The sequence below is a fragment of the Micromonospora sp. NPDC002296 genome, from assembly GCF_040296145.1.
GTDB lineage: Bacteria > Actinomycetota > Actinomycetes > Mycobacteriales > Micromonosporaceae > Micromonospora.
The window spans coordinates 1-12,591 of sequence record NZ_JBEOWQ010000084.1; the positions used below are offsets into that span (position 1 = coordinate 1).

The 12,591-nt window shown below is 73.2% G+C and carries 11 protein-coding genes, 1 pseudogene and 1 riboswitch; of the genes and pseudogenes, 5 read left to right on the forward strand and 7 right to left on the reverse strand.

The window, feature by feature from the left end:
- A partial coding sequence (locus ABT023_RS28260) for an ABC transporter ATP-binding protein (protein WP_350889644.1) occupies window positions 1-686 on the forward strand: 686 nt, incomplete at its 5' end.
- A 72-nt stretch (window positions 687-758) separates the two neighbouring features.
- Here ABT023_RS28260 and ABT023_RS28265 read toward each other — a convergent pair.
- The 5 genes from ABT023_RS28265 to ABT023_RS28285 all read right to left on the reverse strand — a co-directional run bounded on the left by ABT023_RS28265 (window position 759) and on the right by ABT023_RS28285 (window position 6,711).
- Window positions 759-2,168 carry a glycoside hydrolase family 10 protein gene (locus ABT023_RS28265; RefSeq protein WP_350889646.1) on the reverse strand — a complete coding sequence of 470 codons (1,410 nt, stop codon included), beginning with the start codon at window positions 2,166-2,168 and terminating at the stop codon, window positions 759-761.
- A gap of 164 nt (window positions 2,169-2,332) precedes the next feature.
- The gene (locus ABT023_RS28270; RefSeq protein WP_350889648.1) at window positions 2,333-3,082 is read right to left on the reverse strand and encodes an amino acid ABC transporter ATP-binding protein; all 750 of its coding nucleotides are present in this window, start codon (window positions 3,080-3,082) and stop codon (window positions 2,333-2,335) included.
- Window positions 3,079-3,885 (reverse strand): amino acid ABC transporter permease, encoded by an 807-nt coding sequence (locus ABT023_RS28275; RefSeq protein WP_350889650.1) that lies wholly within the window; start codon window positions 3,883-3,885, stop codon window positions 3,079-3,081. The genes ABT023_RS28270 and ABT023_RS28275 overlap by 4 nt, the downstream gene beginning before the upstream one ends.
- Window positions 3,886-3,965: 80 nt before the next feature.
- A complete protein-coding gene (locus tag ABT023_RS28280) occupies window positions 3,966-4,850 on the reverse strand; it encodes an ABC transporter substrate-binding protein (protein WP_350889652.1) in 885 nt (294 codons plus the stop codon).
- Window positions 4,851-5,103: 253 nt separating this feature from the next.
- Window positions 5,104-5,215: riboswitch (SAM riboswitch) on the reverse strand.
- 362 nt (window positions 5,216-5,577) lie between these two features.
- Window positions 5,578-6,711: a peptidoglycan recognition protein family protein gene (locus tag ABT023_RS28285; protein ID WP_350889653.1), complete on the reverse strand. Its 1,134-nt coding sequence runs from the start codon at window positions 6,709-6,711 to the stop codon at window positions 5,578-5,580.
- 343 nt (window positions 6,712-7,054) lie between these two features.
- Between ABT023_RS28285 and ABT023_RS28290 the strand changes: the two genes are divergently transcribed.
- The 4 genes and pseudogenes from ABT023_RS28290 (at window position 7,055) to ABT023_RS28305 (ending at window position 11,756) form a co-directional block, all read left to right on the forward strand.
- Window positions 7,055-8,740, forward strand: a complete 1,686-nt coding sequence (locus tag ABT023_RS28290) for a protein kinase domain-containing protein (RefSeq protein WP_350889655.1) — start codon at window positions 7,055-7,057, stop codon at window positions 8,738-8,740.
- A gap of 34 nt (window positions 8,741-8,774) precedes the next feature.
- Window positions 8,775-9,581, forward strand: a complete 807-nt coding sequence (locus ABT023_RS28295) for a hypothetical protein (RefSeq protein ID WP_350889657.1) — start codon at window positions 8,775-8,777, stop codon at window positions 9,579-9,581.
- Window positions 9,582-9,677: 96 nt separating this feature from the next.
- A pseudogene (locus ABT023_RS28300) lies at window positions 9,678-10,457 on the forward strand (mechanosensitive ion channel family protein); the annotation flags it as partial.
- Window positions 10,458-10,952: 495 nt separating this feature from the next.
- Window positions 10,953-11,756, forward strand: a complete 804-nt coding sequence (locus tag ABT023_RS28305; protein WP_350889658.1) for a maleylpyruvate isomerase family mycothiol-dependent enzyme — start codon at window positions 10,953-10,955, stop codon at window positions 11,754-11,756.
- Window positions 11,757-11,788: 32 nt separating this feature from the next.
- Here ABT023_RS28305 and ABT023_RS28310 read toward each other — a convergent pair whose 3' ends face one another.
- Together ABT023_RS28310 and ABT023_RS28315 are read right to left on the reverse strand one after the other, a co-directional pair.
- The gene (locus ABT023_RS28310; protein WP_350889659.1) at window positions 11,789-12,208 is read right to left on the reverse strand and encodes a YchJ family protein; all 420 of its coding nucleotides are present in this window, start codon (window positions 12,206-12,208) and stop codon (window positions 11,789-11,791) included.
- 158 nt (window positions 12,209-12,366) lie between these two features.
- The coding region (locus tag ABT023_RS28315) for a C39 family peptidase (protein WP_350889661.1) at window positions 12,367-12,591 on the reverse strand (225 nt) is incomplete at its 5' end.

Here is a 12,591-nt window from a genome sequence, read left to right on the forward strand (position 1 = left end):
GCCTCGCCGAGCACGCCCGGCGCCGGCCCCGGCAGCTCTCCGGCGGGCAGGCTCAGCGGGTCGCGCTGGCCCGGGCCCTCGCCGTCGATCCCACCCTGCTGCTGCTCGACGAGCCGCTCGCCGCCCTCGACGCCCGCACCCGCCTGGACACCCGCGCCGAGCTGCACCGTCACCTCGCCGCCCACCCGGGCGCGACCGTGCTGGTCACCCACGATCCCCTCGACGCGCTGGTGCTCGCCGACCGGCTGGTCATCGTGGAGGACGGTCGGGTCGTCCAGACCGGCGACGCGGCCACCGTCACCGCCCGCCCCCGCACCGACTACGTCGCCCGCCTGGTGGGGCTCAACCTGCACCGGGGCCACGCCGACGGCCATCGGGTCCGGGTCGGCGGGCTGACCCTCACCGCCGCCGACAGCGTGGCCGGCGAGGCGTTCGTGGCGTTCCCGCCGGCCGCCGTCGCGCTGCACCCCGCCCGGCCCGAGGGCAGCCCCCGCAACACCTGGGCAGCCACCGTCGCCGGGGTGCAGCGGCACGGCGACAACCTGCGCGTCCAGCTCGACGGGCCGCTGTCCGTCGCCGCCGACGTCACCCCGGCCGCCGCCGCGCAGCTGCGGCTGGTCCCGAGGCGGGCGGTGTGGGCGGCGGTCAAGGCCGCCGAGACCCGCGCGTACCCGGTGGGGCGCTGACAGCGCGGCACGGCGACCCGCCGCCGCCCGGGGTCGCCGGGGGCCGTCGGGTCGCCGCGACCGGGCGTGCGGTCAGCTCGCGGTGCAGGACGGGGTGCCTGACGGCGGGGTGCCGGCGCCCTGGAAGCCGAACTCGGTCCACTGTCCGGCGGTGAGCCGGCCGTTGTAGGCCACGTTGGTGAACCGGACCGTCCCGGTGGTGCCGCTGGTCTGCGCGTTCCACGCGTTGGTGACCGCCGTACCCGCCGGCAGCGTGACGGTGGCCGCCCAGCCGTTGGTGCCCGACGAACCGGCGGTCACCCGCACCGTCGCCACGAAGCCGCCGGTCCAGGTCTGCAGGGACAGCGACGCCGTGCAGCCCGCGCCGGGCGGCGGGGTGGTCGGGGGAGGAGTGGTCGGCGGGGGCGTGGTGGGCGGGGGCGTGGTCGGAATGGACGTGCCGCTGTTCAGCGCGTCCAGGGTGGCGGTGTACGCGGCCTTCTTGTTGCCATTGCCGTCGAAGAGCAGCGGGGTGCCGCTGGCCCGCCAGGAGTCGGTGTCCCGGATGCCCCACACCGAGATGCCGGTGCAGCGGGACACCGCGAGGCACGCCTTGACGACGGTCGCGTACGAGTTGGCCTGTGCCGTGCCGGAGCCCTCGATGTCCAGCTCGGTGATCTGCACGTCGAGCCCGAGGTTGGCGAACCGTTGCAGGTTGGCCTGGTAGTCGCCCGGCACCGGCGAGGCGCTGTTGAAGTGGGACTGGAAACCGACGCAGTCGATCGGCACGCCCCGGGCCTTGAAGTCGGAGACCATCGTGTACACCGCGTTGGACTTCGCGTTCTGCCCGTCGGTGTTGTAGTCGTTGTAGCAGAGCTTCGCGCCCGGGTCGGCGGTGCGGGCGGCGCGGAACGCCACCTCGATCCAGTCGTTGCCGGTGCGCTGGAGGTTCGAGTCGCGCCGGGCGCCGCTGCCGCCGTCGGCGAACGCCTCGTTGACCACGTCCCAGGAGTGGATCTTGCCCCGGTAGTAGGTGGCGACCTGGGTGACGTGGTTGACCATGGCCGAGCGCAGCGCGCTGCCGCTGAGGTTCTGCGCCCAGCCGGGCTGCTGGGAGTGCCAGGCCAGCGCGTGGCCCCGCACCTGCATCCCGTTGGCGCGGGCGTGGTTGACGATGCGGTCGGCGTTGGCGTAGCTGAACTGGCCCTGGGACGGCTCGGTCGCGTCCCACTTCATCTCGTTCTCGGGGGTGACCATGTTGAACTCGCGGTTCAGGATCCCGACGTACGTGGAATCCGACAGCTTGTTCGCCGCCACCGCGGTGCCGAAGTAGCGGCCCTTCTCGGCCGCCGCGGTGGCGAGGGTGGTGCCGGCGCTGGCCGCGGTGGCCAGCGCCAGCACCATGCCGGCGGCCACCGTGCCGACGGCGGCGGAGACCAGCGCCGCGCGTCGGCCCGGTCGATTTCTGGCGCTTCCGCGGTCGCGTGCTGCTGAGCTGCTCATGCCTGACTGCCCTCCGGGGATCGAAGTCGTCGCGCGGCCGACGACATCAGTGACTTTCGATACATGCTATCGAGAAGTTTCGGAAAGCTCTAGCCCGACATTCGCCGGTCATGCGCCGACAGCGGGGCCGAAAGTTTCGGAACCTGGCCGGCGGGGCGGCCCGGTCAGAGCACCTGGGACAGGAAGCGGCGCAACCGGGGATGCTCGGGACGCTCGAAGATCGCCGCCGGCTCGCCGGCCTCCAGCACCACCCCGCCGTCCATGAACGCCACGGTGTCGGCGACCTCGCGGGCGAAGCCCATCTCGTGGGTCACCACCACCATGGTCATGCCGCCCGCCGACAGCTCCGCCATGATGCCCAGCACCCCCTTGACCAGCTCCGGGTCCAGGGCCGAGGTCGCCTCGTCGAAGAGCATCACCTGTGGCTGCAACGCCAGCGCCCGGGCGATCGCCACCCGCTGCTGCTGCCCGCCGGACAGGTGCGCCGGCCGGGCGTCGGCCCGGCCGGCCAGCCCGACCCGCTCCAGCTGGGCGCGGGCCACCTGCGCGGCCTCGTCCTCGCCGAGCCGTTTGAGCCGGCGCAGCGCCAGGGTGATGTTGCGCAGGACCGTCATGTGCGGGAAGAGGTTGAACTGCTGGAACACCATGCCGATCCGCTGGCGCAGCGCGTCCGGGTCGTCGGCCAGCACGCTGCGCCCGTCCAGCAGCACGTCCCCGCGGTCCGGCTCGATGAGCCGGTTGATCGTGCGCAGCAGGGTGGACTTGCCCGACCCGGACGGCCCGATTACGCAGGCCGTGCCGCCCCGGCCGACGTCCAGGCTCGCGCCGCGCAGCACCCGGTTGGCGCCGAAGGCGAGGTGCACGTCCCGCACGCTCAGGCTCACCGGGGTCGTCGTGCCGGTCGTGGTGCTCATCGCTCGTCCTTCCCCGTGCTCGCGCGGGCGGCGGCGTCGCCGGGCAGCGCGTTCTGCCCGGCGAGCGCCAGTGCGCTGTCGTCCTCGGCCGCCGTGGCGGGCCGGCCCTGCCGCAGCCGCCGGTCGATCCAGTTCACCGCGTGGGTCAGCGGCACGGTCAGCGTCAGGTAGAGCAGGCCCGCCAGCAGCAGCGCCGACTCGTTGCCGGTGGTCGCCGCGTGGTCCTGCCCGATGCGGAACAGCTCCCGCTGGCTGGCCACCAGGCCGAGGAAGTAGACCAGGCTGGAGTCCTTGATCAGGGCGATGAGCTGGTTCACCCAGGCCGGCAGCACCCGACGGACCCCCTGCGGGATGATCACCAGCCGCATCGCCTCGCCCCAGGAGAACCCCAGCGCCCGGGCCCCCTCCAGCTGGGCGGCCTCCACGCTCTGGATGCCGGCCCGGAAGATCTCCCCGATGTACGCCGACGCGATCAGCGACAGCGCCAGGATGCCCAGCGGGTACGGGTTCGGCCCCCACACCTGCATGCCCAGCGGCGCCAGGCCGACGCCGATGAGCAGGATCGTCGCCGCTGCCGGCAGGCCGCGGAAGACGTCCGTGTACACCCGCGCCGGCCAGCGCAACCACCGGGTACGCGAGATGCCCGCGACCGCCAGCAGCATGCCCAGCAGCGAGCCGAGCAGGGCGGCCGAGATCGCCAGGATCAGCGTGTTGGGCAGCCCGACGGTCAGCATCTCGGGCAACGCCGCACGCATGGAGTCCCAGTCGAAGAAGGTCTCCCACAGGGTGCTCAGTGGATCCATCAGTCGTCTTCCCGTCCGCCCCGCTCGCTGGTCATCGGTACCGTCGGCCCGGCGTCACCCGTGCCGTCACGCCCGCGTGCTCAGGACGACGCCGACGGCGCGGCCGATCCGGACGGGGCCGCTGATGCGCCCGGCACCGGCACCGAGCCGCTGCCCGGCTTGAAGTCCGCCGGAATCGGCCGGCCCGGGTAGTACTGCTCCTGCAACCGGCTCCACGTGCCGTCGGCGATGACCTCGTCGAGGCCCTTGTCCAGCGCCGCGCGCAGCGCGTCGTTGCCCTTGGCCACCGCGTACGCGGTCGGCGTGGAACTGAGCTGCTTCGCGGCCACCGTGATCTTCCCGCCGCTGTCGGCGGCGGACTTGTCGCCGATCTCGGCCGGGGCGATCCAGGCATCGGCGGTGCCGGCCTTGAGCTGGTTGAGCGCTCCGTTGTAGTCCGGCACCCGCACCGGGTCCAGCTTCTGGCCGGTGGCGTAGTCGTCCTGCACGGTGCCCTGCACGACCACCACCCGCTTGCCGGCGAGCTGGTCGAAGCCGGTGATCGGGGATCCGGCCGGGACGTCCAGCCCGAAGTAGCCGAAGTCGTAGCCGTTGCCGAAGTCGACGGTCTTCTTCCGCGCCTCGGTGATGGTGATCGAGGAGCTGCCCACGTCGAACTTGCGGTTGTTGACCTGCGACAGCAGCGCGGAGAAGTCGGTTCCGACGAACTCCACCCGCAGGCCGATCTTGTCCGCGACCGCGGTGAGCAGGTCGTTGTCGAAGCCGGTGAACTTTCCGTCCTTCAGGTACACGTTCGGCGGCGCGTCGGTGAGGGTGCCGGCCCGCAGCACGCCGGGCTGGACCAGGCCGTACGGGTTGTCGGCGGCGGCCGAGGTGTCGTCGCCGCAGGCGGTGAGGGTGGCGGCGCCGACGACGGCCGCGACGCCCAGCGCGGCGAACCTGGTCAGGGCAGGGAGGAATCGCACAGGTGTCTCCTGGGATGAGGGCGGCGCGCGGACGGCACGCCGCCGGACGCGGCACGCCGGTGGGCTGCCGCGGAAGGGGACTGCTACGGAAGAGGAGGCGCTCAGCGCGCCGCGTGACGGCGACAGCCGTCGCTGCACACCCGCATCAGGTCCACGTGCCGACGCCTGATCAGCGCGGGGCGGGATGGTGACGCGGCCGGGGCGCAAGGACGAGCAGACATGGTTCTCCAAGGTCGGTGTTGACCTGGGGACCAGGCCACGCTTGCACCGGGGAAACTCCGGTGCCTGGTCTTCACCCGGGGCACCCCACCGCGGAGGAGGGTTGCCGGCCAGCGAGCCGGGGCTTGACGCTGGCGCTCATGACCTGGTGAGGAGCCTAGCAGCGGCACCGGGCCGGGCGTCCAGTCGTTATGACCACGCTCACCCTGAGTAAGTGCTCCGGCCGGCACGCATCGCCCTCACCCGGGGTTCAGCCTCCGGTGCGGGGCCGGTGCCGAGCGCCGTGAAGACGTGGTCCGGCCGAGATGGCCGCCGCGCTAGCCGGCCTGGCAGCCTGTCCGCGCCGGTTCACGAGCTCGGCATCCCGGCCACAGCCGCTCGCTGGGGGACTGGCGACGGTGGAAAAGACGATCTCACCAGTAACAACCCCGGGCTCCCCAGGGGTGCCCGGGCGTGCGTGGTGGGGCGGACCCACGGCCGGACCCGCCCCACCACGACCGGGAGCCGGTCAGCCCGCCTGGAACGACTGGCGGACCACGCCGCCGACGAGCGCGCACCAGGTGCTGGTGCTGACCTTGCCGTTCGGGTGCAGGCCGTGCAGCCGCTGGAGGTCCTGGACGGCCTTCTTGGTGGCGTGGTCGAACTCGCCGGTCACCGTGACGTCGGCGTAGCCCTTGGAGTTCAGGATGAACTGGACGGCGCTGACCGGGGCGCCGGTGGCGTTCTTGTCCAGTTCGGGTGCGAGGGTCTCCCAGGTCGGCCCGGTGAGGGTGGCGTCGATGTCGACCGGGATGCCGTTGCGGGCCTGCCAGTCCTGCACGGCGACGACGGTCGCGGCGTCGAACGTGTTGTTCACCGGCACGACGTAGCCGTGATGGGTGAGCAGGTACTTCACCACCCGCACGGTCGGGGAGCCGACGAACCGCCACAGGTCCGGCCAGCGGCGGGCCGGCACGTCGCCGATGTCGGTGCCCAGCTCATGGAAGACCCGCCGGCGCAGTTCCGGGAACTGCCGGTAGAACGCGGCTCCCGGGCACGCGGTGGCGCGGAAGTCCCAGTGCCCGAAGATGTCGTGGGCGTGCAGGCCGTACCGGCGGCCGACCGTGGCGCAGAGCTGGACCAGCGAGTCCAGCAGTTCCTGCGGCGGCGTCTCGGTGACGTACGTGCCCTCGTTCTCGATGCCGATGGCCCGGCCGTTCTCCCCGGGGCAGTGCGCCGAGATCACCTGCCGGTCGCCGGCGGCCAGCTGCTCGAGGCTGCCGCGCCGGCCCTCCAGCACGTGCCCGCCCCGGCTGACGGTGAAGTGCTGGCCGGTGTCTGACCAGCCGTTGCCGTCCATGTGCAGGTTCTGGCAGTCCCGGGCCAGCTTCACGGCCTGGTCCCGCGAGTAGTCGGTGACGTTCGGGAACGCCATGTGGTGCACGATGATCTTGTTGGTGGCGATGGCGCTGAGCGGCAGGGAACCGGACGGCGGTCTGGCTCCCCACTCGTCGCAGCTGATGATCCAGTCGACGTCCGATCCGGACTCGGCCTGCGCGGTGGCGGGGAACGCGAGTTCCGTGCCGACGACGGCGACGGCCGCCGCGCCGAGACCGGCCCGCAACAGGGTGCGGCGGTCCAGCTCGGGGTGGTCGAAGTGCATGGCATCTCCTCTGTGGCCGACGACGGCGGGGGTGTAAAGGAGCTTCAGGGGCAACGCGTGAGGTGGAGGATATTTCCAACCGACGCGCAATACCAGAGGTGACCGGCGGGGAGCCGGCGTCCGAACGGGGTGGCCGCCAATCGCCCCCGTTCACCTAGCCTCCTAGGACGCCTTAGGGAGAGTGCCGCCGTCCACAGTCAGCCAACACGCAACGGACGAGACGCCTACGTCCGGTGTGGAGGATGCAGCCGTTGCGCCGATGGCGGACTGGACAGCGCCCGCCACAATGAGCGGCGTCCCTGTGTGCCGGGCGTCAATCCGGAAGAGCCGTGGAGACCGTCCAATGAGTGGGAACAGCTGGCGGGTGTCCGGCTACACCGAGGTACGCGAGCTGGGCGTGGGCGCGTCCGGGCGGGTGGTGCTCGCCACCCACGACGGGTCCGGCACCCCGGTCGCCGTGAAGTACCTCGCCGGCGTCCTCGGCACGGACCCGGCCTTCCGCGACCCCTTCCGAGCCGAGGCCCGGCTGCTGGCCGAGATCGACGATCAGCACGTCTCCCGGCTCTACGAGTACGTCGAGTCGACCGCGGGCGCGGCCATCGTGATGGAGTTGGTCAACGGGGTCTCGCTGCGGCAGATGCTGCGCGCCAACGGGCCCACCGGGCCGGAGGCCGCGCTGCTCGTCCTCAAGGGGTCCCTCGCCGGGCTGGCTGCCGCGCACGCGCGGGGCGTGGTGCACCGTGACTACAAGCCGGAGAACGTGCTGGTCACCGCCGAGGGGGAGAGCAAGCTCGCGGACTTCGGCATCGCCATGCCGGTGGGCCGGGAGTCGGCCACCATGGTGACCGGCACGCCCCGTTACATGGCCCCGGAGCAGTGGACGGGCGCGGCGGCCTCCCCGGCCTGCGACATCTACGCCGCCACGGCAACCTTCTTCGAGTGCCTGACCGGTCATCCCCCGTACGACGGCCGCAGTCTGCTGGCCCTGCGCGAGCAGCACGCGTACGCGCCGGTCCCCACCGACCCGGCCCCGCCGCCGGTGCACGAGCTGCTGCGCTGGGGGATGGCCAAGCTGCCCGCCGAGCGTCCCCAACCGGCGCACGTCTTCCTCGGCATCCTGGAGCAGATCGCCGCCGAGGGGTACGGGGCGCACTGGGAGGAGCGCGGGGTCCGCGAGCTGGCCCGGCGGGCCGCCCTGCTGGCTGCGTTCTTCCCGTTCTCCGACTCCTCGGGCGGCAGCACCAGCCTGGCCAGTACGGTCCTCGTGCCGGACGGCAGCCCGGGCGTGGGTCGGGAGATCCGCACCGGGCGACGGATGCGCACCGGGCGGGCTCGCCCCGCCCTGATCGGCGGCGCCCTGGTCGCGGCCGTGCTGGTCGGTGGCGCCGGCTACCGGTACGCCTCCGGCGCTGAACCCGACGTGGTGCCCGTGTCGGGTGATGCCGCCCCGGTGGCCGCGTCGGCGCCGGTCGTCCCGGTCTCCGGATCTGCCACGCCGCCGCCGGTCACGCCGACTCCGCCGGTGGTTACGCCGACGCCCTCGGCCGTCGCCCCGACCACCGGCGGTCCGACGACCGCCGCCCCGACGACCCGGCCCCCGGCGCCGACGGTCCGGCCCACCCGGACGGCGAGGCCGACCCCCACCGTGTCGGCCGGCGGCACCCCGCCCGCGCCGGACGTCACCGCCCCCAGGGTCGGGGCGCCGAGCACCCGGTGGACCACCCTGGATCCGAGGGGCTGCCCGTACGGGGCGACGTCGACCCCGGTCACGGTGGCGGTCACCGACGACCGGTCGGACGCCGACGGGCTGCGGGTGTCGTTCCGCTACACGTCGGGCGTGCAGTCGGGCACGGTGGTCATGTCGTCGGTCGGTAAGGGCGTGTTCGAGGGCACCCTCGGCCCGTTCGACCGTCCCGCCGACGGCGTGCGCATCGCGGTGCAGGTCACCGCCGTGGACGCCGCGGGCAACTCGGCCGGGTCGGACGGGCCGGCGTACGTGAGCCTGCAGTCGTTCTGCACGCCGGGCTGACCGGGCGGCCGACGACGATGCCGGGAGGCTGGCGATGAGCGATCCGAACGAACCGACGACGGCGCTGCCACCGGGTGGCGCGCGCTCCGGGCTGCCGGGCGCGGGAGAGCCGACCGCCGACCTGGGCCGGACGGTGGACCTCGGCCGGACGGTTGGGCTGGGCGGCACGGTCCCCGGGGGTGGCCCGGTTGCAGGGGGCGGGGCGTGGCCGCCCGGGCAGGGTGGGCCGGTATGGGGCGGGGGTGGTTCCGCGCGTACCGCCGAGGGCTTCACCGATCCCACGATCGCGGCCGGCGGGACCGCACCGGCCACGGCGGCCGGGCCGACAGTCGGCGGGGCGGTGGGCGAGGTGCGGTTCGGGCCGGGGGTGCCGGGTGTCGCGCCGGCTGCCCCCGCCTGGCGGCAGCCGGGCCCGGCCGGGCGGCCCCGGTCGCCGTGGCGGCGGGTCGTCTCGGTGTTGTCCACCCTGGTCACCGTGGTGTTGGTGGTGGCGGTCGGGCTGTTCGTCTGGCAGCGGCTGAGCCCGTTGGCGATCGAAGGGGTCACCGTGGCGGTGACCGAGCCCGCCGGCAACCGGTGCGACGTGACGGTGGAGGTGGTCGCGACGGTGCGGACCAACGGCAACGCCGGCACGATCCGCTACCAGTGGCTGCGCTCCGGGTCGGCGCCGGGGGCGCTGGTCGGCGAGCGGGTCGGGCGGGGGCAGGGGACGGTGACGCTGGCCCTGAAGTGGTCCTTCAGCGGGGTGGGCGCGACGCGGGAGACGGCGACGGTCAACATCGTCGAGCCGTCGCCGGTGCAGGCCGGCACCGAGGTCCGTTACGCCTGCCGACGGCGCTGACGGCGGTCCTTGTGGGGGTGCGGCGGCGTTTGCGCGCGGAGCGGTCGGGGTAGACCGGGCGGATCTGTTGCGACCTCTGGTGTGAAGGACCCTTCGATGAGAGACAACTTCGGCGACGCGGTGGGGGATGCCCTGCGCGCGGTGCTGCTGTTCCTGCCCAAGGCCCTCGGTTTTGTGGCGATCCTGGTGGCTGGCTGGCTGATCGCGAAGGCCGTGCTGAAGGTCGTGGACAAGGTGCTGGAACGGGTCGGCTTCGACCGGGCGGTCGAGCACGGCGGGGTCAAGGCCGCGCTTGCCCGGTCCAGGTACGACGCGAGCGACATCGTGGCGAAGCTCGCCTACTACGGGGTGCTGCTGGTGACGTTGCAGCTCGCCTTCGGTATCTGGGGTCCGAACCCGATCTCGGACCTGATCGCCGGGGTGATCGCGTGGCTGCCCCGGGCGTTCGTGGCGATCGTGATCGTGGTGGTCGCGGCGGCGATCGCGCACGCGGTGAAGGACATCATCAGCAGTGCGCTGGGTGGCCTGTCGTACGGGCGGGTGCTGGCGACGATCGCGTCGGTGTTCATCCTCGGGCTGGGCGTCATCGCGGCGCTCAACCAGATCGGTGTGGCGACGGCGGTGACCACGCCGGTGCTGGTCGCGGTGCTGGCGACGATCGGCGGCATCCTCGTGGTCGGCGTGGGCGGCGGGCTGGTCCGGCCGATGCAGAGCCGGTGGGAGTCGTGGCTGAGCCGGGCGGAGCGGGAGTCGCAGCTGATCGCGACGCATGCGCGGGCGTACCAGGCGGGGCGGCGGGACGTGGCGGCCCGGCTGGCGGCGACGGGACCGGTGGCCAAGGACGCCGAGCGGGCCGAGTCGGCCGTGCCGGGGGCCGACGACGCCGACCGTACGCAGGTGGTGCCGAGGGAGTCCGCGTATGACGCCGACCGGACGCAGGTGGTGGCGGGGGAGTCCGCCTACGACCCGGACCGGACGCAGGTGGTCGGGTCCGGCGAGGATCCTGACCGGACCCAGGTGGTGCCCCGGTTGGCCGGCGATCCTGTCGAGGCCCCCCAGCCGGTGGCCCCGTACGCCGGGTCGGAGCCCACTTCGTTGTATCCGCAGCGCGCCGGCGACCACGACCGGTTGCCGGGCGACGCCACGGTGGTCATTCCCCGGCCGGACGGGGAGACCCCCGGTCGCTGACGTCGTGACGCGGGGTGGACGGGCCGGCGGTCCGGTCCACCCCGCGTCTGGTTCGGGGTGGCATTCCAGCTGGCGACGTGGCTTTGCCGATGCAGGTTGTGGTGGGCGCTGGTGCTGACCCGCCGGGCGTGACACCCATGCGGATGCCGGCGGATTGTCGGTGCTCCGGTCTAGCCTGGCGTGATGAGTGGGTTGAAGTACGACGAGCTGTGTGCGCAGCTCATCGAGCAGACCGACCTGTTGGCCGCGCATGTGGCCGGCGCGGACCTGACCACGCCGGTGCCCTCCTGTCCGGGGTGGAACGTGGGGCAGCTCGGCCGGCATCTGGGCGGCGGGCAGCGGTGGGCGGAGTCGATCGTCCGGGACCGGCCTGCCGGGCCGCCGCCCGACGACTCCTTCCGGGATCTGAGCCCCTACCGCGACGAGGACCCTGCGGTGCTCGGGCCCTGGCTGGCGGCCGGGGCGCGGGGGCTCGCCGCCGCACTCGTCGCCGCAGGCCCGGACGCGCCGATCTGGACACCGACGTCGTCGCCCACGGTGGGTGTGGGCAGCACGTTCTGGGCGCGCCGGTTCACCCACGAGACACTGCTGCACCGCGCCGACGCGGCACTGGCCCTCGGTGTGGAGTTCGCCGTCGACGCGCGGGTGGCGCTCGACGCCGTGGACGAGTGGATGGAGCTGGGGTCGTTGCCGGAGATGCTCGACTTCCATCCGGCGCAGCGGGAGTTGTTCGGGCCGGGGCGCACGGTGCACCTGCACGCCACCGACAGTGCGCCGGAGGTGGCGGCGGAGTGGCTGGTCGACCTGACCGGCGACGCGATCGCGTGGCGGCGCTCCCACGAGAAGGCGGCTGTCGCGGTCCGTGGCCCGTTGGCGGAGCTGCTGCTCATGGTGTACCGGCGTCGGCCGGTCGAGGCGGGCGCGGTCGAGGTGCTCGGGGACGTGGACCTGCTGCGTTTCTGGCTGGACCGGGTCGGGTTCGGGTGAGCGCCGACGCGGCGGTCGTGGGGCAGGGGCGGTCAGTCGGGCAGCGCGTCGACGTAGACCCAGCGGCCGTCCTCGCGGGTGAAGCGGCTGTGCTCGGTGAGCGTTCCGGGGCGTCCGCCCTCGCGGTGGTGGGCCCGGAACGCGACCGTGCCGGCGCTGTCGAACAGGCCACCGTGCTCGGTTCCGAGGATCTCCAGCCGGGTCCACCGCTGTCCGGGGTCGAGGTGTAGCCGCTCGGGTCGGGTCGAGGAGTGCCAGCTGCGCAGCAGGTAGGCGGCGTCGCCGACGGCGAACGCGCTGAACCGGGACCGCATGAGCGCCTCGGCGGTGGCCGCGTCCGTCTCGCCCCGGTGCAGCCGTCCGCAGCACTCGGGGTAGGGCTGGCCGTTTCCGCACGGGCAGGGGCTGTTCGTGTTCCGGGGTGCGCCACCACGGGCGGGTCTCTTCGCCACGTCCCCATCCTGCCGCAGCGGTCGGGACGTCCCGGCGGGGGCTCCGGGTTCCTGGCTCTGGTCCCGCGCGCCCTGGCCAGCGCGTATGACGGGGCCTGGTCGACCGACATGACGACAAGGGCCGGCCCCGGTGGGGGCCGGCCCTTGTCATTGTCGGGTCAGGAGGTGGCGTAGCCGCGGGTGGCGATCCAGTCGGCGAGGTTGTCGACGGTGATTTCGTAGCTGGCCTGGTCGGGGTTGGCCGAGTCGGCGATCCTCACGATGCTGCCGTTGTCGCGGTAGCCGACGACGCTGATGTAGTGGCCGCCCTCGAAGGAGTGGACGCCGCCGTCGATGTCGGTGGTGGTGCCGGCGATGTTGGCGACCACGGCCCGGCCGTTGTC